Source organism: Cohnella silvisoli (assembly GCF_021190915.1).
Lineage (GTDB): Bacteria > Bacillota > Bacilli > Paenibacillales > Paenibacillaceae > Cohnella > Cohnella silvisoli.
Genome location: NZ_JAIOAP010000008.1, coordinates 155955 through 177915, shown reverse-complemented (window position 1 = coordinate 177915; position 21961 = coordinate 155955). Strand labels below are relative to the sequence as shown.

Below are 21961 nucleotides of genomic sequence, written 5' to 3'. Positions count from 1 at the left end.
CGTCAGCCTTCCTCCTTCCGGTCACGCAAGAAGTAAATCGTATCTAAATTAACATCTTGGGCAACTGCTTTCACCATTTCCGGCGTTACTCCCTGAATTTCGGCAATAAAGCTTTCCCCGGAGCGCTCAACGCCAGACAGGACGTTGCTGAAATCGAAAGAAATTCTTTCGAAAGCCGAGTCTTGCAGCTCTCGCAGCTGATTCACGATCATCGCTTGCGTTCGCCGCAAATCCTCTTCGGCGAAATCCCCGGCTTTCATTGCCTCGATCTGCTCGCGGATAATTTTAACGGCACGCTCGTAATTAACGACCTCGATGCCGGACTGAAGCGTTAAAATTCCTTTATGCCCATCCAGCCTGGAAGAAGCGTAATAAGCCAAGCTTGCCTTTTCCCTAACGTTCACAAAGAGCTTGGAATGAGGAAATCCGCCTAACAAACCGTTATATACGAGCAGCGCCGCATATTGCTCGCTTCCATAGGTTGCGCCAACCCTAAGTCCCATATTGAGCTTCCCTTGGCCAACGTCTAACCGCTCCGTAATGGTCTGCACTTCAGGTCTTGCTGCTCTTAGTTTAGGAGCGGAGTAACTTGAAGGTTGACCTTCCGGAAGCAAGAACGACTTCTCGACGAAAGCTTGCACTTCTTCCAACGTCGTATCGCCCGCTACATAGAGATCGAAAGAAGCTTCCTGGAGCCATTTCCGATAAGCTTGGTAAAGCGATTCCGCATTCAGAGCGGCGAGCTCATCCTTGCGCCCCAGAGCGGGCAAGCGATAAGGCTCATCCTTGCACATCTCTTCGACGCACCGTTCCGACGCATAACGGATTTTGTCGTTGATGATCGCATCGATGCGTTTCGCTACCGTCTTTTTCTCCGCTTCCACGTATTTGCTGCGGAATTTATCGTTTTCCAAGGCCGGGCTCGTCAGAACCTCCCCAAGGAAAGACAACGCTTCTCCAAGTAACGAATCCGTGACGGATACAAACCGGTCATTAATGATATCCAGCCGGAATTGGACGACCTGATGGTCGCCCCGTTTGTACAAATCGAAGCCGAATCCGGCGCCGTACAAATCATCTAACCGCTCCCTGAACGATAGCGTTTCGGGATAGGATTTCGTTCCCCGGCGCAGCACGAACGGGGTAAGCGCGATTGGCGTTACCCCGTTTTCGGATAGTGGAACACCTGCAAATAAAGACAAGGCGAACGTCTTGAACCTCTTGGTCGGCAATACGTGCAGGTGCAGCCGTCCCCATACACCTCTCTGGAACTGTTCCGACATGATCTCAAGCCCCTTTGACTAAAATCGCTTCTTGAACAGCACCATTCTAACCGATTGGACGAGCAGGAAGCAAATGTTGGAAATTAAAGGCTTGACTGCTAAGCGTGAACCAGACTTTGACTCTAATGAGGCTACCTGCAAAAGATATGTTTACCGATCGTTTTGTACTGCGGGCGGGTCCAAATCCATTTGGACGTAGCCGTGTCCGGATTAAAGTAATAGAGGCAGCCATCGCTTGGGTCCCAGCCGCTCATGGCGTCTTTGACCGCTTTAATCGCTTTATCGTTCGGCGTCAAATAAATTTGCCCGTCGGCAACCGCAGTGAAAGCACCTGGTTGGAAAATAACGCCCGTAGCCGTATTCGGGAATTCCGGCGATTTCACCCGGTTAATAATGACCGCAGCGACCGCGACCTGTCCTTCGTACGGCTCTCCCCGCGATTCCCCGTATACGGCGTTAGCCATGAACTTCAAATCCTTCTCCGTGAACCCAAGATTGTTCGAAGCGGGCAGCTTGTCGGTTCCGCCGGACGAGGTGCCTTCCCCCGTATTATTGTTGCCGCCAGTCGTTGGAGGCAAATCTTCCGCCGTCGGCTTCCAATCTTTCGTCGCATTCCACAGCTTCAGCTTTGTCTTGCCGCCCACAATGCCATCCGACTTCATTCCGAATTTCCATTGAAACCAGGTGACGGCGTTTTTCGTGCTGTCCCCGAAATTGCCATCTACTTTGCCGTTGAAATACCCAAGCGCTTTCAGTCGGCCTTGGAGCTCGTACACGTCCTTGCCCGATGAGCCCATCTTGAGGGTAGCGCTGCTAAACGTTTCGCGGCTTTGGGTCGTGTGCTGCAACGTATACAGCCCAAGCAATCCAAATACGACGCATACTGTCAAAATCACGAGACGATAACTCACTCGAGGTCACGCCTTTCCTTATTTCATGTAGTATCTTCGACCGTTAGTATTAGAAAGGTGAAAGCCTCTTATACCATTTTTTATGCGCAAAAAAGCCCGTGCACCCATTTCGGGTTTACGGGCAATCTTTTAAGAAGGAATTCTTTGCTGGTACTGTTCCATCGTCATGAGCACTTCGCGGGGCTTGCTGCCCTCATACGGACCGACAACACCTTTGGCCTCCATCGAGTCGATTAGTCTTGCGGCACGGGTGTAGCCTATACGCATGCGCCTCTGAAGGAGCGATACGGAAGCTTGTTTAGCTTCAAGCACGATATGTACGGCTTGATCGAACAGCTCGTCCAACTTCTCGTCGGAAGTATCGTTTGCCGAATCGTCGATTTCAGGAACCAGGTCATCGATGTATTCCGCTTCGGCTTGTCCTCTGCAATAAGCGACAACCGACTCCACTTCCCCGTCGGATAGGAATGCGCCCTGGACTCGGATTGGTTTAGAAGCTCCCATCGGCAGGAAGAGCATATCCCCCCGACCTAGAAGTTTCTCTGCTCCTACCATGTCCAGAATCGTTCTAGAGTCGACTTGGGAAGAGACGCCGAACGCGATTCGGCTAGGGATGTTGGCTTTAATTACGCCGGTAATAACGTCAACGGACGGTCTTTGCGTTGCAATGATCAAATGAATGCCCGAAGCACGCGCCATCTGGGCAAGACGGCAAATCGCGTCCTCGACATCGCCGGCGGCAACCATCATCAGATCCGCAAGCTCGTCCACGATGACGACGATATAAGGCAGAACGGCGTCGGGATTATCGCCGCTTAGCATTAAAGCATTGTAGCCTTCAATATTCCGCGTTGCCGATTTCGAAAATTTCTCGTACCTTTTCTCCATTTCGACGACGATTTTCTTAAGGGCAAGCGAAGCTCTTCTCGGATCGGTCACTACGGGCGCGAGCAGATGAGGAATTCCGTTATACACGTTAAGCTCGACCATTTTCGGATCGATCATCAGAAATTTGACTTCTTCCGGTTTCGCTTTATAAAGCAAACTCGTAATAATTCCGTTAATACAGACGGATTTACCCGAACCTGTCGCTCCGGCAACGAGCAAATGAGGCATTCTAGCCAAGTTGCCTACGATCGGCTGCCCCGATATATCGCGGCCGAAAGCGATGGTCAGCTTCGCTTGCGATTCTTGGAAAGGTTGAGTCTCCAACACTTCCCGGAGCGTAACGACGCTTACTTCATTGTTCGGCACTTCAATGCCGATAGCGGCTTTACCCGGAATAGGCGCTTCCATCCGGATGTCTTTGGCAGCGAGCGCAAGCGCAATGTCGTCGGTTAGACTAACGATCCGACTTACTTTAACCCCTACGTCCGGCTGCAGCTCGTACCTAGTAACGGCCGGTCCCCGGGCTACGTCTAACACTTTGGCCCTTACGCCGAAGCTCTCGAGCGTCGCCTCTAACTTTCGAGCCGTGCTCATGTAGTCTGCGGCATTGCCGGCCTTGTTGCCTCCCGTCAGCTTCTCGAGTAAGTTCATGCCCGGAAGACGATAAGGCTTAGGCACTTTGCGAACCGGTTTCGGCTTAATCGCTGCGGCCGTCTCCGGAATCGGATCTTGATCGGATTCCAAATCCAAATCCTCATCGTCGAAATCCGCATCTAATCCGGACTCTCGATTGGATTCAATGGATAACGGCATAACCTGCTGTTCGACGATGGCATCCTCATCCCAATCCTCATCGGGATAACCTTGCGCCGTGAAATCCGTAAATCTCGGCGTTATCGGCTGCTCAATCTCCGCTTCCACCACTGCGGCTTCAACCGGAGACCGCGCTAATGTCTCGCGATCGAACGATGGATCAGGTACTGTTGCTTGTTTGCCCGCATACATAATCGGTTGTTCGTCGTCCCAGTTGTCCTCATGGGAAGCGTTCGTTTCCCGTTCCGGTTTGCCATGGAACAGTTGGAAAAACAACGGCGTTTTTCTTTGCCGCGGATTGAGCAACGGCTCGTCCACCCCATCATCGTCGGGAATGGCTGGAATAGCCGGAATAACCGTTTGAGCGGCTGCTTTATTCGCTTTGCCGGAGCCTTTGACCGGAATCGCTTTCGCAGTAAGCAATTTTCGTCCCGAAGACAGACGCGCTGCAAGCAAAGGCATTACCCTTAGCAAGAACAACCGTACGGAACGTCCCATTTCCACGTAAGACCGGTTGGTAATAAGCAACAAAGCGATGGCAAATTCAATGATAAGAACGAATTTAGCGCCGTAATAACCAAAGAGCCAGTAAAGCACGGAATATTGAAGGGCACCGACCATTCCTCCGCCGATATCTTTCTCGGTAATCGGGACATCCTGCGCGGGCGGTACTTTCCAGAGCTGCTCTTTAAGCTGGTTCATCGTTTGGTTTAAGATGCTCGAAGGAGATACGGAATCGATAAATCCGAGGCTATTGTCAATGGCCGCCATTGCGCTCCATAATGCAACGCCTAAGGAAACGAGCACGAATCCCGAGCGTCTGGATGTCCAACCCCGCGGCCAAGTTCTCCTAATCATCACATATAAACCAACCCAGATGCCGGCTAATGCAATTAAATAATAATGGATGCCGAATAGGAATCCGAACAATTTGGAAAGTGACCGCCCTACGGCAGCTTCTCCGGAGATGGCGATGACGGAAATCGTGATGAGCAGAATTCCGTAAACCTCATATTTCAAGTTAGCTCCGAACGAGGCTCGTTTCTTTTTACGCTTGGCCATATTTGCCACCTCCCGGTTCAACATTATATCACAGTTGGCGGGAGGTTGGCAGAATAACCCGTCTTACATTGTAAAGTCGGAGCGCTCAGGCATTAGGGGTAGTTCCGAAGTAGGATGAAAACAGATCGTTCGACCGGGTAAGTACTCGGGAAGCAAATAACAACTCAAGGGAGCGGCGAGAAGACGAACGATGCGTCCGATTCCGGGGGCGACTGGTTGAAGCTGCATAGTTACACCTTGTATCGTTACCTCGACAAAAGGTCCCGGCTCGTTCTGAATGCCGTCGAGCACAAGTTCCAAGGGCATAGCCGTGTATAAGGTCATCCCGACAACACCCCTTCCTCGACTCTTGATTTACGTTCGCTTATTCGTTGGTTCAATTCCCGCAACGCTTCACCAAGTCCGCCAACCGCATCGATTAAACCATGCTTTACCGCATCTCCGCCGATTACAGTCGTTCCGATGTCTCTTGTCAGTTCTCCCGTTTTGAACATAAGCTCCTTAAAAGTCTCGTCGGTAATCCGGGAATGTCGAGTAACGAACCGGGTAACCCGTTCCTGCATTTTCTCCAAATACTCGAACGTTTGGGGAACCCCGATGACGAGTCCGTTCATCCTTATGGGATGAATGGTCATCGTAGCCGTCTCGGCTATAAGCGTATAATTCGCCGAAACCGCGATCGGAACGCCAATGGAGTGCCCTCCTCCAAGCACGACGGTTACCGTTGGCTTGCTAAGAGAAGCAATCATCTCCGCGATCGCAAGCCCCGCTTCCACATCTCCTCCTACGGTATTGAGAACGATGAGAAGCCCCTCCACTTTTGGGCTCTGCTCGGCCGCGACAAGCTGAGGGATGACATGCTCGTATTTGGTCGTTTTATTTTGCGGAGGGAGCATGAGATGGCCTTCGATTTGGCCGATAATCGTCAAACAAAATATGTTGCTCTCGCTCGCAGGGACCGAGGTTTGCCCTAATTGTACGATCGTTTCCGTTACGGCAGCCGCCTTCCGTCCTTCTTCGGGCGAAGCGGGCTGCTCCGCCGTTTCACCCGGTATCGCTTTATCGCTCATCAAGAGCCCCCCTATCAGTTTGTTTGCACGGTTTGACATAGTATGGGCTTTACACTGCGCTTTATCCCGTTGGAGGTTGCGCGAACGCAAACAAAAACCGTTTCCCTGCCGCCTAAGCGGTGGAAAACGGTTTTAGATGAGTGTGGGTTAATTGTTCTACACTTCCATGATGATCGGCAGGATCATCGGTCTTCTTCTCGTCTGTTCGTACAAGAAACGGCCGAGCGCGTCTTTGACATTCGTCTTCAGCGACGCCCATTCGTTAACGTTCTCGTTCATAAGTTTGTGCAAGGTGCTCGTTACGATGCGATTCGCTTCTTCGAGTAATCCTTCGGATTCCCGTACGTATACGAAACCGCGGGAGATAATATCCGGTCCCGACATAATCGTGCCGTCTTGTTTGCTAAGCGTAACAACGACAACCAGAATACCGTCCTGTGACAAAAGCTTGCGATCACGAAGAACGATATTGCCCACATCGCCTACGCCCAGACCATCAATCAATACGTTGCCGGCAGGAATCTTTCCTGCTTTGCGTGCCGTACCATTCTGAAGTTCAACCGTATCCCCGTTGTCTAACAGGAATATGTTTTCCTTCGGAATGCCTACAGCTTCGCCTAGCAGCCCGTGATGGCGAAGCATCCGGTATTCACCGTGTATCGGTATAAAATATTGCGGGCGCATCAGGTTAAGCATGAGCTTAAGTTCTTCTTGGCTCCCGTGTCCGGATACGTGCACGCCAGAGACGGACCCTGGACCATAGATGACGCTTGCGCCTAGACGCATTAACTCGTCAACGGTTCGTCCAACGTAACGTTCATTACCCGGAATCGGAGTTGCCGCAATAATAACCGTATCTCCCGGTAAAATATCGACTTTCCGATGAGTGGAACGGGCCATCCGGGTTAATGCCGACATCGGCTCCCCTTGGCTTCCCGTCGACAGGATAACAACGCGGTCCGCAGGAAGCTTGTTCACTTCCTCCGGCTCGATCAACATGCCTTCCGGTATCGTCAAGTAGCCTAGTTCGGAAGCGATGCTTACGACGTTAACCATACTTCTGCCGATAACCGTCATCTTACGGCGGGTTTCAGCGGCAGCATTGATCACTTGTTGAATCCGATGTACGTTGGATGCGAACGTTGCGACGACTACGCGTTGCTTCGCGCTGCGGAATAACGATTCGAATTCCTTGCCGATATTGCTTTCGGATGGCGTATAGCCGGGGCGTTCCGCGTTGGTGCTGTCCGACAGCAAAGCCAACACGCCGCGGCTGCCGATAGCAGCCATCTTCTGCAGGTCAGCGAATTGGTCGTTGACCGGCGTATGGTCAAACTTGAAGTCGCCCGTATGGACGACCAGTCCTTCCGGTGTTTCCAAGCACACGCCGACGGAATCCGGAATACTGTGATTCGTTCGGAAAAAGCTAGCATTAATCGTACCTAGCGTCAGTTCCGAAGATTCGTTGATCAAATGACGTTTCGTATCCCCGAGCAAGCCGGCTTCCTTCAGCTTGTTTTCTACCAAGCCTAATGTCAGCTTTGTTCCGTAGATCGGAACATTAAGCTGCTTCAGTACGTAAGGAAGTCCGCCGATATGGTCTTCGTGTCCATGGGTTATTAGGATAGCCCTTACCTTATCGCGATTTTCCAACAAGTAGCTGATATCCGGGATAACGACGTCGATTCCGAGCATCTCTTCTTCCGGGAATTTCAATCCAGCGTCTACGACCACGATGTCGTTGCCATACTGGATGCAATACATGTTTTTGCCGATTTCGCCAACGCCACCGAGCGCGAAAATCAGTAATTTGTCTTGGCTGTTCTTCTTTGACACTTCAGTACCTCCTAGATCAATTCGACGATCCCGATCGATATTAAATTTTCAATTTGCATAATTATTGGCCGCACCCAATCACTCTCAACCATTATACATGATGCAAAACAAGAATTACAAGATCGACGATCTTATCATTTCCCTAACAAAAAACCGACATCCTGAGGACATCGGTTTTCGCAAATTACGGACAGAGCGACCGACGGATCTCTTGATTAAGCATCAAGCAGGTTATTCAAGAAATTCGCTTCCGCGTCTGTCGCCGGCACAAGCGGCAGACGAACTCCGCCGACAGGTACCCCGCGCCGGGAGAGCGCATATTTAACGGCAACAGGGTTGGGAACCGGATGCGGACAATTAAACAGTCCATTAAATATCGGGTAACATTCCGCGTTAATGGCGATGGCATCTTGAACCCGGCCTTCGAGGTAAGCGGATATTAGTTCTTTCATCTTCGCGCCGATCAAATGGCTGGCGACGCTGATAATCCCGTATCCTCCCACGGACAAAGTAGGAAGCGTAACCGCATCATCTCCGCTATAAAGAACAAAGCCTTCCGGTGCGCCGCTTACGATTTCTATCATTTGACTCAGAGATGCGCATTCCTTGGTCGCAACAATGTTCGGGATTTGCGCTAGCCTCAGCGTCGTTTCCGAAGATAGGCTGACAACCGTACGGGAAGGCACATTATACAGAATGACCGGAAGCGTAGTCGCCTCGGCAATCGTACGGAAGTGCTGATAAATGCCTTCTTGACTCGGTTTATTGTAGTAAGGCGCCACTAACAAAATCCCGTCAACGCCGGCTAGTTCAGCCTGCTTGGTCAATTGCACGGAATGGGCGGTTTCGTTACTGCCCGTCCCGGCTATAATTTTCGCGCGTCCAGCAGCATGCTTGACGGAGAAACGAAATAACGCAACCTTCTCCTCGTCCGATAACGTCGGGGACTCGCCCGTCGTTCCCGATATAACCAAGCTGTCGGACTTTTGCTCCTCGATCAAATAATCGATCAGCCGAGCCGTAGCTTCCCAGTCGATCTGGAGCTGTTCGTTAAAAGGTGTAACCATTGCCGTAATCAAACGCCCGAAACTCATTGCTATTCCTCCTTCTATATTCCCAGTCCTGGAGAAAGATGTAGTCCGAAAGCCGTATGCAAAGCTTGCAGCGCCTCAGCTAAATCTTCTTCGGATATAAGCACCCATATCGTTGTGTTAGAGTCTGCAGATTGCAAGATGGGAATGCTCGAGTTCGTCAACGCTTCCACAATGACGGCCATAACTCCCGGTTCCCCGTTCATCCCGCCGCCGATTACGGATACTTTAGCGCATCCTTTTCGCACATTAGGCTCAAATCCTAAACCTTGCAGCATCTGTATGGCAATGGGGGTATCCAAGTCGGATACCGTGTAATGGACTCCGGTAGGCATCACATTGATAAAGTCAACGCTGATCCCGTGGGTTGCCATAGCGCGAAATACGCGCAACTGAAGATCGGCAAGGCCGTCTTGATTCAGCACGGCTAGCTGGGTCACGCCTCTTACATGAGCTAGTCCCGTGACCGTTTTGTCCGTCCATATGCCTTGGCTGCGAAGAATTTGCGCATGGGTGACCAGCGTCCCTTCTCCTTCGGAAAAGGTGGAGCGTACGCGGACGGGCACCCCCGCTTTCATTGCAATCTCTACGGCTCTTGGATGGATAACCTTCGCGCCATTCTGAGCCATATTACAAATTTCTTCATAGCTCACGGCAGCTAAAGGCCGGGCATTGCTCACCCATCGCGGATCAGCCGTTAATATTCCGTCCACATCGGTATAGATATCAACGATATCCGCACTTAATGCGGCTCCCAGCGCGGTTGCGGAAGTATCGCTCCCGCCGCGACCAAGCGTCGTTATCTCACCATCCGTTGTCATTCCTTGGAATCCTGTTACGATGACAACTCGACCTTCAGCCAAGCATTGATTTATTCGATCCGTTTTGATTTCCACAATACGAGCGGAGCCAAAGCGGTTATCGGTTAGAATACCCGCCTGTCCTCCCGTTAAAGCAACGGAAGGTATGCCTTCTGCGTTAAGTAAACTGCACAGTATAGATGCGGATATCAATTCCCCGCAGGAGAGCAGTAAATCCCGCTCGCGCAAAGGAAGAGCGTTCCCGTTCTGTCGAATAAGATCGAGCAGCGAATCAGTCGCGTAAGCTTCACCGCTGCGTCCCATTGCGGATACAACAACAACTAGGTTAACTCCTGCTTCATGTTCCCTGACAATATGACGGAGGACGTGGCGCCGACTTTGCTCGTCGGACAGCGACGTCCCTCCGAATTTTTGCACGATCAGGTCCATCTCGTCTTCCTCCGCTCCTGTAAGAATGGGTAGTCGAGGGGAAAAATAGAGAGGAAAACTATCGCGATGTTTAATTTAATTTTATTATTGCTGGATCGCAATATACTCGGCAATTTGCACTGCATTCCAAGCAGCGCCCTTAAGAAGATTGTCGGAGACGATCCACATATTCAGAGCACGAGGGTTGGAAAGATCGCGGCGTATGCGTCCTACGAAAACCTCATTCTTGCCGGCAGCGTCCGTTGCAAGCGGATATTGTTGGCCAGAAGGATCGTCAACCAATTCAATGCCCGGAGAATCGGACAGCAGCGCTTTAATTTCATCGATATCGAAATCATTCTTTAATTCGACGTATACCGATTCGGAATGACCGTATACGACAGGTACTCGAACGCAAGTTGCCGTTACTTCCAAAGATTCGTCACCCATGATTTTCTTCGTTTCGCGAATCATCTTCATCTCTTCCAACGTAAATCCGTTATCCTGGAACTTATCGATTTGCGGAATGACGTTAAAAGCGATTTGGTGCTTCACCGGCAAAGAGGAAACCGGAAGGATAGCAGGCTTAGCGTCGTTTCCAGCCAACACTTCGCTGGATTGTCTTAGCATCTCGGTTACCGCGGAAGCTCCGGCACCCGATACCGCTTGGTATGTGGATACGATAATTCGCGAAATGCCGTACCGATCATAAATCGGCTTTAATGCCGCTACCATCTGAATGGTAGAGCAGTTCGGATTCGCGATAATGCCTCTGTGCTCGTTGATTTTATCCAAGTTCACTTCGGGCACGACAAGAGGTGTATCCGGATCCATCCGATAAGCGTTCGTGTTATCGATACATACGGCGCCATGCTCGACCGCATGCGGGATGAGCGCTTTGCTTACGTCTCCGCCGGCGCTAAACAACGCGATATCTACGCCGCGAAAACTCTCGGGCGTGGCTTCTTCCACGGTAATCTTCTTGCCGTTAAATTCAATGATCGAACCCGCTGAACGGGCAGAAGAAAGCAGCTTTAGACTAGCGATCGGGAAGTTGCGTTCTTCAAGTATTTTGCGGATTTGTTCTCCAACGGCACCTGTCGCTCCCACGACGGCGACATTAAACAACGGCTGTGTCGACACTTGGTATCTCTCTCCCCTCGAATGCGGCATATCTATCTCAAGCGTGCATGAAACGCTCAATGAGCATGGGTTGCAGTTGTTTTCCCTGAAGTGCGGCTTCGCAGGTTTCCAGCACAAGATCCATTCTAGCTACGAGAGAGTTTGGCTTGGCAATCGGATTGTCCTGACCGAACGGCACGAAGTAGATGTTCTTCATGATTAGAAGCTTGGCGATATTCGCCGCGTTGAGCCCTAATCCGTCATTGGTGGATATCGCAAGAACGAGCGGACGCTGATTCCGCATCTGCGCCTTCGCCGCCATCAGCACCGGTCCATCCGTCAAGGCATTAGCGAGCTTGCTCGTCGTATTGCCCGTACAAGGCGCTATCGTTAAAACGTCCAGAAGTTTAGAAGGACCAAGCGGTTCCGCGTCTACGATGGAGGAAATAATTTCGTTTCCGGTAATTTTTCGCAAAGATTCCTGCCACTGGTTCGATGTTCCAAAACGGGTGTCCGTCGTCATAATCGTGGAAGATACGATCGGCACCACCTTGGCCCCGGCATCAACGAAACGCTGAATTTGCGGCATGATTTCCTCTAATGTGCAATGAGAACCGGATAGAGCATAGCCTACAGTGATTCCCTGCCAATTCATGGTAGATTCCCCCGTAATCGGTTGTCTTCCAGAATAATCTGGGTTAGACTGTTCGCGATGATTCGACCGGCTGTCTTCGGAGCCACGATTCCCGGTAATCCGGGAGCCAGCATCGCCTTGATCCCTCTCTTCTCAGCGAAGCGGAAATCAGTGCCGCCGGGCTTCGATGCCAGGTCGATTATACATGCGCGCAGGGGAAGTTGTGCGATCACTTGTGCTGTGACTATCATAGTCGGAATTGTATTAAAAATCAAGTCGATATTCCCCGCCTGGCGCGCTAATTCAGGCATATAGAAAGGCTCGAAACCCATTTCAAAAGCACGTGCGAAAGCCTCATCCCGGCGCACTCCGACTTTAACGCGCGCGCCCAATGCTTGCAGCGTTCGAGCCATCGTTAAACCCGTTCTGCCCAAGCCGAGAACGATGCAATTGGAGCCATGTATCGTAATATCCGTATTCTGGATGGCCATCATCAAAGCGCCTTCCGCCGTCGGAATCGAATTATAGATGGCCACATCATCCCGCTCGAACAATTCTATAAGCTCCAGATGGTATTTTTCACACAGTTCGCGCAAAAAGGGCTTCGCCATCCCAGTAATCACTTTGCAGGTTTTGGGCACGACCGCAAGATGCGCATCCGTTAACTTCAGTTCTTGATCGGTGAATAAAGTCGAAATGATTCCATCATCATCCGTACCGACCGCAGGAAGTACCAACGCATCCGCCTGCTTCAAAATATCCGGAGACCACTCCGCTTTAACGACTCCGCTAAAAGGAGTATCCAACCTATCGAAGCCAACTAGCGTAACCGAGGCATCCATCTCGGTTAATCGCCTGATGACCTCTAGCTGCCGGGCGTCTCCGCCAGCGAGCACAACTTGCACTCCCGTAAGTATCGCTGCCCCCTCCTTTCGGCTTTCTTGCATAGCATATCGTATGCAATCGCCCAGTCCGGGGTGCCGATAGGAGTGAATAGTCGGGAACGAGATACTGAGCGAAGGGGATAACAAAAAACCTAACTCGGATCAATAAGATCCAAGTTAGGCCGGTGGAGATTAGTTAGACTTATTTTCCTGTGTGTCCGAAACCGCCCTCGCCGCGAACGGTGTCCGTTAGCTCCGAGACTTCTTCAAGAGATACTTGGGGCACGCGTTGGAAAACGATCTGCGCAACGCGCTCGCCACGTTCGATAGTGAAAGGCTCCTGTCCCAAGTTGATAAGGAGTACTTTTACTTCTCCGCGATAATCCGCGTCGATCGTACCCGGCGTGTTCAGGCACGTAATCCCATGCTTAAAGGCTAAACCGCTCCGTGGCCGGATCTGCGCTTCCAATTCTCTAGGCATCGCCATCGCGAACCCGGTCGGGATTAAAACCCGCTCGCCCGGTTTTAACACGACAGGTTCAGCTACGGCAGCATGCACGTCGAATCCCGCAGCCCACTCCGACATTTGGCGCGGCAAAGCAACATCCTCATTCCCCGGCAGACGTTTCAACTGAACTGGATACAATGAATTCCCTCCCGATTCCCGACAGCACCTTCTCATTCGAACCCACCAACGCGACGGCGCATGGCTCTGCCATCATCGTCTCCATAATCTCGCTAACATCATATAGCTTTACTTGATCTATCCGCTCCAGCATTTCATCCAATGTATAATGTCGGCCAAGCATCAACTCGTTTTTCCCCAAACGGTTCATGCGGCTGCTGGTGCTTTCCAAGCTTAAGATCAAATTGCCTTTCAGTTGCTCTTTGCCCCGATGAAGCTCGGCTTCGCTCATTCCCTCGGCCGCAAAATCATTCAGCAATTCCATCGTGATATTATAAACGTCCTGCGTTTGCTTCGGAGCCGTTCCCGCATAAACGGTAAACAACCCGCTATCCGCATAGGATGTATGATAGGAATACACCGAATAGGCAAGACCGCGTTTTTCCCTGATTTCCTGGAACAAACGCGAACTCATTCCGCCGCCGATCGTGTTGTTTAGAAGAATCATAGCATACAGGTTAGGCGCTTTAATCGAGGAACCCGGAAAAGTAAGACATAGATGGTTTTGTTCCGTTTTTTTGCGATGAAACAACGCACGGGAATGGAAAACCGGCGATTCGAGCGAGGTGTCCTGACCCCTCACCCCGAACTGTCCGAAATATCGCTCAAGCAACTCGAGTACTTCTTCGCCTACGTTGCCCGCTACGCTGATAACGGTGTTATCAATGCGATAACGCTCCCCCATATAGCCGCGCAAGTTATCCGATCCCATTGCATGAAGCCGTTCGGCCGTTCCAAGAATCGAATAGGCGAGCGGGTGATCGTGAAAAGCCGCCCGGGATGCTAAATCATGGACCGTATCGTCGGGTGTATCCTCATACATTGATATTTCTTCCAGTATGACGTTTTTTTCCTTGGCTAACTCCACTTCGTTAAGCAGCGAATCAAAAAACATATCGGACAAAATATCTACGGCTATCGGCAAATGCTGATCCAATACTTTGGCGTAATAACATGTATATTCTTTGGACGTAAAAGCATTTACGTTGCCCCCGATTCCATCGAAACGGTCGGCTATATCTTTCGCGCTATGGCGATTCGTCCCCTTGAACAGCATATGCTCAATGAAATGCGAGATACCGTTATTATCTACACTTTCATAACGGGAACCGGTTTTAACCCAGATGCCGAACGATACCGACCGACAGGTCGGTATCGTCTCGATCATCACGCGCAATCCGTTCTTGAGCTCATATTTGTTCATCCGATTTCCCCCTCTGCTGAATACCTAACAAACAGTGATACAACTATATCAAATTCCGACATCCGTCACAACCGATCATCTACCCGTTCCGAAGACAGTGTTTCCGACACCGTTCCAAGCGTATAACCCTTGGATTTAATGACCTTGATCATACCTTTTAATGCCCCTTGCGAGGTTGCTGTTGGATGCATCAGGATCAATGTTCCCGGACTAACATGTCTGGACACTTTATCAATAACCGTCCAAGGCTGCGGCTTTTGCCAATCAATCGTATCCAACGTCCATAATACCGTTCTTAATCCGTATTCGTTAGCGACTTTCACCGTATTTTCATTATAATATCCGGATGGAGGCGCAAACCACACATTAGTTACGCCCAATTTTTTCAGAAGCGCTTCCGTCTTGCCGATCTCTTCCCGCTGCCGAGTGGCGCCCAGTTGACTCATGTTCGGATGAGTATACGCATGATTGGAAACTTCGTGTCCCTGAGCGACTATGCTTCTGGCCGTATCCATATGTTTAGACAACCACGTACCGTCGAAGAAGAAAGTCGCTTTCACGCGGGCTTCTTTTAAAATATCGAGCATCGGAAGCAAGTATTCATCCCCCCACGCGACATTAATCATAAAAGCGACCATAGGTTTGGATGGATTGCCTCGATAAATCGGCTGTTTCGGCAAATCCATCAGCGAAACCTTCGGCTTCAACTCGCGATAAACCCATGGGAATTGATCGGTGTTTTTAACTGTTAAGCCGAGCAATTTCGCTTTCTGATAAGTTGCCTCTACATCGACAACCCGTCCGTTATACCCGGGAATCGCTTTCCAAACCCGATCGATAACGGCATCGATCGGAGGTTTGTTTCGTTTCGTCGCCTCTGATTTAATCCATCTCATTAATTGATCTTCCTGTTTGCCGCTTTCTAAGACAGCGATTGAAGCAGCTTGAGGTTTGACGGATTGTACGAACGGCTTTAACGGCCCGTAAGTTCCTGCCAATAATACGGCCGTCAGGCACACCAGCATCGCCGCCAACAATGCGGGCGACGTCTTTCTCTTCATTCGGCTCACCCCCGTCTTGTCCCGTTTACCCTGCCTCATCCTATGCCAGGGCAACGGGGTTTATGAGTGAGCATCCCTTAGAAACCATTTATTTATGCAAAACAAAAAGAGACCTGCAAATCGGAGTCTCTTTTGTCTTCCTTATTCGATTGCCGTTCGTTTATACGGATACTTGTTCGGAGCTTAGCAAAGCCTTGCGGGACAAGTTGATTCGGCCCATATTGTCGATTTCCGTAACCTTTACTTCGATCTGGTCTCCGATGTTAACGACATCCTCCACTTTGGCAACCCGCTCGTTGGAAAGCTGGCTGATGTGTATGAGCCCGTCTTTGTTCGGCAAAATCTCGACGAAGCAACCGAATTTCTCGATCCGTTTCACCGTACCGGTGTAAACCTCGCCAACAACGACTTCTTTGACGATGCCTTCGATTATGCCGCGAGCGCGTTGGTTCGCCGCTTCATCCGTCGATGCGATATATACGGTACCGTCTTGCTCGATATCGATTTTTACGCCGGTTTCTTCAATGATTTTGTTAATGATTTTACCGCCGGAACCGATAACATCGCGGATTTTGTCCGGGTGTATCTTAAGCGAGATGATTTTCGGAGCGTATTTGCTTAATTGCTTGCGCGGCTCTTGGATCGTCTCGAGCATTTTACTCAAGATGAACAAGCGACCTTCTTTAGCTTGCTGCAGAGCGTCCGTCAGAATCTGACGATCGATTCCGTCGATCTTGATATCCATTTGAATCGCCGTAATGCCTGCTGCCGTTCCCGCAACTTTGAAATCCATGTCGCCCAAGTGATCTTCCATCCCTTGGATGTCGGTCAAAATCGATGTGTGTTCGCCGTCTTTAATCAAGCCCATGGCAACGCCGGCAACCGGCGCTTTAATCGGAACGCCCGCGTCCATCATGGCAAGCGTACTTGCGCAAATACTTGCTTGAGAAGTAGATCCGTTGGACTCCAGAACCTCGGATACGAGGCGGATCGTATACGGGAACTCTGCTTCCGAAGGCAGAACCTTCAGCAAAGCCCGTTCGCCAAGCGCTCCGTGACCGATTTCCCGGCGGCCAGGCGGACGCAAAGGACGCGCTTCACCTACGGAGAATGGCGGGAAGTTATAGTGATGCATGAACCGTTTCGATTCCTGCGGGCTGATCCCATCCAAAATTTGTACTTCGCCGAGCGGCCCTAACGTACAAATGCTGAGTGCTTGCGTTTGCCCGCGCGTAAACAATCCGGAACCGTGAGTTCGCGGAAGAATGGATGTATCGCTCGATATCGGGCGGATTTCCGATAGTCCGCGACCGTCCGGACGCACTTTATCGTGCGTAATGAGACGGCGAACCTCGTTCTTGACGATATCGTACAATACTTCCTTAACGTCTTTGAGCTTGCTTGGCGTTTCGGCATACACGTTGCCGAAGTGTTCCACCGTCTCGCCGTTAATGAGATCAATCGCTTCTTGGCGAGCATGCTTCTCGGAAATGCTTACTGCTTGCACCAGACGAGTTTTCGCATAGGCTTGTACATCAGCTTCTACGGAAGGATCCACGCTGTGCAGCTTCACTTCCATCTTCGGCTGACCGGCTACGGCAACCAGTTGATCGATCGTATCAACGATTTTCCTGATTTCTTCGTGTCCGAACATGATGGCCTCGAGAATATCCGATTCGGAAACTTCGTTTGCTTCGGCCTCTACCATCATGATCGCGTCGCGCGTACCTGATACGACGACGAACATGTCGGTGATTTCTTCTTGCGCTTGAGTCGGGTTCACGATGTAATTACCGTCGATTCGACCTACGATAACGCCTCCTACCGGTCCGTTAAACGGAACGTTAGAGATGGCTAGCGCAGCGGAAGTACCGATCATAGCGGCAATCTCGGGCGCACAGTCCTGGTCCACGCTCATTACGAGGTTCACGATCTGAACGTCGTTCCGGAACCCTTCCGAGAACAGCGGACGGATCGGCCGATCCGTCAAACGACTGGATAGGATCGCTTTCTCGCTAGGACGTCCTTCCCGCTTAATGAAACCTCCGGGAATTTTACCTACCGCATATAACCGTTCTTCATAGTTGACGGTAAGCGGAAAAAAATCAAGATCCTTCGGCTCATTGGAAGCCGTAACAGTGGACAAAACAACCGTTTCTCCATAACGAACGACGACTGCGCCATTCGCTTGCTTGGCCAATCGTCCCGTTTCCAAAATCAACGAACGACCGCCGAGCTGCATTTCCACGCGATGTTCCAAACAGATTCCCTCCTCTTATTAACATTATGTACTTTCGACACTCTTCCCATTATTTCCTGCCTAATGGATGCTTAGGCATCTTCGGAAGCATTCATCTCCCTAATATGGGAAAAAGCAACCTGATGCCGGCGAGGGCGTAAACCCTAATCGACATGGCCAGGTTGCTTTCGTGCAGTTTACTAATTAACGGCGTAGTCCCAACTTGGAAATCAGGGCGCTATACCGGCTAACATCTTTGTTTTTCAAGTATGCTAGCAGCTTACGGCGTTGACCAACCATCTTAAGCAGACCGCGGCGGGAGTGGTGATCTTTCTTGTGCTCCCGAAAGTGAGTCGTCAAGTTGTTGATGTTCTGCGTAAGGATAGCAATTTGGACTTCCGGGGAACCGGTGTCCGTTGCATGCGTCTTATGCTCTTCGATCAATTCTTGCTTACGTTCTTGTGACAATGCCATCCTTGTTCACCTCCTTCTATAGAATCGCCATTAGCCGCGCAGGCGTCGGTGAGGGCGCTCTGCCAAGCTAAGGTTCCTGTATACCGAAGCGTCGGCGATAGGCCGATTTCAGCAACATGTTCTAGTATAGCATAAAAAAGTTAGGACCGCCAATCAGCTCTTTACAATCGTTGAGAGAATCTTTCTAGCTTCTGCGGCGTCACTCGTAATTTGTTCGATCAGTTGATCAATAGACTCAAACTTCTTCTCCGAGCGGAAGAACGAGTGAAGCGTCAGCGCCAGCTCGCGTCCATAGAGATCGCCGTCAAAGTCAAACAAATGCGCTTCCAGCTTCAATGCACCGCCCGGCGCATCAAATGTTGGCCGATAGCCGACATTAAGAACGCCGCTATAGCGGTTTTCGCTAGCTCCCGATGCAGATAATACATCAATATAAATGGCATATACGCCTGACCTTGGAATGACATAAGGCTGTTCTGGAAGCAAGTTCGCAGTTGGGAACCCTAGTAATCTGCCCCTCGCGTCGCCATGAACCACGATACCCTTAATCTCGTACGGCCGTCCCAATAAATGGGTTACAGCGTTGCAATCCCCTTCCGCCAATCGGTCGCGAATGCGGGTGCTGCTCACTTTATGCCCTTCATAATAGACCGGTGAAACGACCCGTACTTCAATTTCACCGCCGCCATACACTCTTAATGATTCCGCATTTCCCTCGCCACGGTGGCCGAAAGCGAAATCAAAACCAACGACCGTCGCCTTCACTCCGAGCGGTGAAATGAAAGATTTAACGAATTGTTCCGCCGTCACTTCAGAGAAATCCCGGTCAAAATGGATAATATACGCCGCTTCTACTCCTAGTTCCGCAAGAAGTTTAAGCTTGTCTTCGAGAGGAGTAAGCACGGTATGAAATTGCGAGCCTTGACCGAGCACGACTCTCGGATGCGGATCAAATGTCATTACCGCAGGTACGAGCCCCTGCTGGCGCGCCAAGGCAACCGCTTGACGAACGACCTCGAGATGCCCCAGATGGACACCGTCGAAAAAGCCGATTGCCAGCGAAATACCGTTGATTTTACGGGCTCCTTCAGGCAGAGTACCCGTTACATTAGTTACTGATAGATCATACCTCTCCACCTGATGCCCTCCTGCTTAATCGGACTGACTGCCGGTTTTCTCCGTTCCATCCGGAGCGTAAAACACTTTCACCGGACGGACCGTTTCCATGTCCCCTTCAAGAGAGAACAACCCGAGAAAAACCCCATCCGATCGATAAAGCTTTAATAATCCCTCTTTGTCAGGCTTCGGCTGCAGCCGATTCGCATCAACGGCTTTACCCTGAAGAACGTATAGCGATTCAGGATACTCGGCGACCACGGATGGCATTCCTGCCAGCATCGTGTCCGGTGCGAGCAATTTCTCGCTCAAGCCGCCGTGCTTAATCAAATCGGGAATTTGCTCCAACGTCACGCATTGCTCCTGACGGATGCCTGCGCTTTCCGTGCGAACGAGCTCTTTCATGACTGCGGGAACTCCCAGCTTACGGCCGATGTCCACGCATAAGGTGCGAATATAAGTGCCTTTGGAACAGGTTACGGAAAAAGTAAGCTCCGGCTCGGCGCCATTTGCGATTACATTCAAAATTTCGATTCCGTATATGTTGACGCGCCTGGAAGGACGATCTACCGTTAATCCTTCCCGAGCCAATTCATAAAGCCGTTTTCCATTGATTTTAACGGCGGATACCATCGGCGGGACTTGATCGATCTCCCCGATGAAGGATAAAGCGGCATCGATGATCATGGACTCCGTTAAAAAGGAAGCGTCCTTCTGCTCAATGATATTGCCGGTTAAATCCTCCGTATCCGTAGCTATCCCGAAACGAAGCGTTGCTTCATATGTTTTGGGCATGTCCTGCAAATATTCGACAAACCGGGTAGAACGGCCGATACAGAGCGGAAGCACCCCCGTCACGGCGGGATCTAACGTGCCTGTATGTCCGATTCTTCGTACCCGAAGCAACCCGCGCGTTTTCGCAACGACATCATGGGAAGTCCAGCCTGCAGGCTTCCATACGGCCAGAACCCCTTCCAAAACTTGCTCCGGGTTATGACTCATGGGCTTCCAGCGCTTTCTGAACAACCGCTATAACTTGGCTGATTACTTCGGGAAGCGGATCCGTAAGCCTGCAGCCCGCCGCGCGAACGTGCCCGCCGCCGCCGAAATGCTGGGCAACCGCCGCAACGTTTACACGTCCTGCGGAACGCAAGCTGACTTTAACGGATTCCTGGCCATTTTGCTTGAACAGCAACCCGACCTCTACTCCTTCGATATTGCGCGGATAGTTAACGAGACCTTCCAAATCTTCATTGGTCGCTCCCGTTTCCTCCAAATCCTCCGAGTTCACCCAAAGCCAACCGATTTGCTGATCTGGGCTGAAGGATAGCCGCGACAAACCGCGTTGAATGATGCGAAGCTGACCCATCGTCATCCGTTCCAGCAAAAGCTCGGCTAATTCCGGCCCTTTAACTCCTGCTTCCAGCAATCGCGAAGCCATTGCCATCACTTGCGGACTTGTGTTGGAATAGCGGAAACCGCCCGTATCCGTCAACAATCCCGTATAAATGGCGGTGGCAATATCCTCGTCCAAGTCTAGTTCAAGCTCGTCAAGCAACTCGAATAAAATTTCAGCGGTAGCTGCCGCGTGAAATTTCATTAAGTTAACGCGGCCAAAGCCATCATTCGTTGGATGGTGGTCGATATTAAGCAGCTCTGCATCCTGCGCGAACCATTGATTCGTCTTACCCACGCGCGCGTAGTCCGCGCAATCGACGCAAATGACGTTGCGGTATTGCCGCTCCGGTTCATTGTCGCCAATCGTTAAGATATTCGCGCTTTTCCACAAAAAATGCAGCCGAGAAGGCACGGGGCCTTCGTTCAGCATCGTAAATTTCTTGCCTAGCTTCTCCAGCAGCCAACCTGCGGCAACCGTGGAGCTTATGGCGTCACCATCGGGCTGCACATGAGAAACGATTAGGAAATCGTCCCTTTCACGAATGAAGGCGGCGGCTTCCTGCAAATCTTTGGCCCACATGCTCATTCCCCCTAGCCCGATACTAAGACTCCAGAGAATCTTTGTTCAATTTCTGCAGCAACGATTCGATATGGCTGCCGTACGCAATGGAACTGTCGAAGCGAAATTCCATAACCGGGGTATGGCGCAGTTTGACTCGACGTCCCAACTCCGAGCGCAAAAACCCGTTCGCTCGCCCGATCGCTTTGAGCGTCTCCTCTTTCTGTTCTTCGCTTCCCAAGATGCTTATATACACTCTTGCAAGCGATAGATCATTCGTGATGTCCACTCCGGTAACCGTAATAAAACCGATACGGGGGTCTTTCAGCTCCGTCTGGATGATGGAGCTGATTTCCTTCTTAATCTGTTCGCCGACCCGTCCGACTCGGAATTTGGCCATGC

Annotated in this window: 20 protein-coding genes; all 20 read right to left on the bottom strand. The window is 50.8% G+C overall.

All coding sequences use genetic code 11. The features are described from left to right. Positions 1 to 2: 2 nt before the first annotated feature. A complete protein-coding gene (yfmF, locus tag K7P76_RS16535) occupies positions 3 to 1283 on the bottom strand; it encodes an EF-P 5-aminopentanol modification-associated protein YfmF (protein WP_232186410.1) in 1281 nt (426 codons plus the stop codon). A gap of 131 nt (positions 1284 to 1414) precedes the next feature. After that, positions 1415 to 2194 carry a spore cortex-lytic enzyme gene (sleB, locus tag K7P76_RS16530; protein ID WP_232186409.1) on the bottom strand — a complete coding sequence of 260 codons (780 nt, stop codon included), beginning with the start codon at positions 2192 to 2194 and terminating at the stop codon, positions 1415 to 1417. A 129-nt stretch (positions 2195 to 2323) separates the two neighbouring features. Further along, a complete protein-coding gene (locus K7P76_RS16525) occupies positions 2324 to 4957 on the bottom strand; it encodes an FtsK/SpoIIIE family DNA translocase (RefSeq protein ID WP_232186408.1) in 2634 nt (877 codons plus the stop codon). Positions 4958 to 5020: 63 nt separating this feature from the next. Further along, complete coding sequence (locus K7P76_RS16520; RefSeq protein ID WP_232186407.1) at positions 5021 to 5281, bottom strand: YlzJ-like family protein; 261 nt, start codon at positions 5279 to 5281, stop codon at positions 5021 to 5023. Then, complete coding sequence (locus K7P76_RS16515; RefSeq protein ID WP_232186406.1) at positions 5278 to 6027, bottom strand: ClpP family protease; 750 nt, start codon at positions 6025 to 6027, stop codon at positions 5278 to 5280. The genes K7P76_RS16520 and K7P76_RS16515 overlap by 4 nt, the downstream gene beginning before the upstream one ends. Before the next feature lie 156 nt (positions 6028 to 6183). After that, the gene (locus K7P76_RS16510; protein WP_232186405.1) at positions 6184 to 7863 is read right to left on the bottom strand and encodes a ribonuclease J; all 1680 of its coding nucleotides are present in this window, start codon (positions 7861 to 7863) and stop codon (positions 6184 to 6186) included. 215 nt (positions 7864 to 8078) lie between these two features. Beyond that, complete coding sequence (dapA, locus tag K7P76_RS16505; protein ID WP_232186404.1) at positions 8079 to 8957, bottom strand: 4-hydroxy-tetrahydrodipicolinate synthase; 879 nt, start codon at positions 8955 to 8957, stop codon at positions 8079 to 8081. A gap of 14 nt (positions 8958 to 8971) precedes the next feature. Further along, positions 8972 to 10204: an aspartate kinase gene (gene dapG / locus K7P76_RS16500; protein WP_232186403.1), complete on the bottom strand. Its 1233-nt coding sequence runs from the start codon at positions 10202 to 10204 to the stop codon at positions 8972 to 8974. Positions 10205 to 10288: 84 nt separating this feature from the next. After that, a complete protein-coding gene (locus K7P76_RS16495; protein WP_232186402.1) occupies positions 10289 to 11326 on the bottom strand; it encodes an aspartate-semialdehyde dehydrogenase in 1038 nt (345 codons plus the stop codon). Positions 11327 to 11363: 37 nt separating this feature from the next. Continuing rightward, complete coding sequence (locus tag K7P76_RS16490) at positions 11364 to 11960, bottom strand: dipicolinate synthase subunit B (protein ID WP_232186401.1); 597 nt, start codon at positions 11958 to 11960, stop codon at positions 11364 to 11366. Then, positions 11957 to 12856, bottom strand: coding sequence for a dipicolinate synthase subunit DpsA (gene dpsA / locus K7P76_RS16485; RefSeq protein WP_232186535.1), 900 nt, complete (start codon positions 12854 to 12856; stop codon positions 11957 to 11959). Before dpsA ends, K7P76_RS16490 begins: the two co-directional genes overlap by 4 nt. 169 nt (positions 12857 to 13025) lie before the next feature. Continuing rightward, on the bottom strand, positions 13026 to 13505 hold the full coding sequence (gene dut, locus K7P76_RS16480; RefSeq protein ID WP_373692419.1) for a dUTP diphosphatase: 480 nt from the start codon (positions 13503 to 13505) through the stop codon (positions 13026 to 13028). Further along, a complete protein-coding gene (locus tag K7P76_RS16475) occupies positions 13432 to 14712 on the bottom strand; it encodes a M16 family metallopeptidase (protein WP_232186399.1) in 1281 nt (426 codons plus the stop codon). The genes dut and K7P76_RS16475 overlap by 74 nt, the downstream gene beginning before the upstream one ends. A 65-nt stretch (positions 14713 to 14777) precedes the next feature. Then, positions 14778 to 15773, bottom strand: a complete 996-nt coding sequence (locus K7P76_RS16470; RefSeq protein ID WP_232186398.1) for a polysaccharide deacetylase family protein — start codon at positions 15771 to 15773, stop codon at positions 14778 to 14780. Positions 15774 to 15933: 160 nt separating this feature from the next. Next, positions 15934 to 18033 (bottom strand): polyribonucleotide nucleotidyltransferase, encoded by a 2100-nt coding sequence (gene pnp, locus K7P76_RS16465; RefSeq protein ID WP_232186397.1) that lies wholly within the window; start codon positions 18031 to 18033, stop codon positions 15934 to 15936. A gap of 183 nt (positions 18034 to 18216) precedes the next feature. Next, positions 18217 to 18486, bottom strand: a complete 270-nt coding sequence (rpsO, locus tag K7P76_RS16460; protein WP_232186396.1) for a 30S ribosomal protein S15 — start codon at positions 18484 to 18486, stop codon at positions 18217 to 18219. 153 nt (positions 18487 to 18639) lie between these two features. Continuing rightward, on the bottom strand, positions 18640 to 19623 hold the full coding sequence (locus K7P76_RS16455) for a bifunctional riboflavin kinase/FAD synthetase (protein ID WP_232186395.1): 984 nt from the start codon (positions 19621 to 19623) through the stop codon (positions 18640 to 18642). 15 nt (positions 19624 to 19638) lie between these two features. Next, the gene (gene truB / locus K7P76_RS16450) at positions 19639 to 20604 is read right to left on the bottom strand and encodes a tRNA pseudouridine(55) synthase TruB (RefSeq protein WP_232186394.1); all 966 of its coding nucleotides are present in this window, start codon (positions 20602 to 20604) and stop codon (positions 19639 to 19641) included. Further along, positions 20594 to 21586 (bottom strand): DHH family phosphoesterase, encoded by a 993-nt coding sequence (locus K7P76_RS16445; RefSeq protein WP_232186393.1) that lies wholly within the window; start codon positions 21584 to 21586, stop codon positions 20594 to 20596. Before K7P76_RS16445 ends, truB begins: the two co-directional genes overlap by 11 nt. Positions 21587 to 21602: 16 nt before the next feature. Continuing rightward, positions 21603 to 21959: a 30S ribosome-binding factor RbfA gene (rbfA, locus tag K7P76_RS16440; protein WP_232186392.1), complete on the bottom strand. Its 357-nt coding sequence runs from the start codon at positions 21957 to 21959 to the stop codon at positions 21603 to 21605. Positions 21960 to 21961 lie beyond the last annotated feature (2 nt).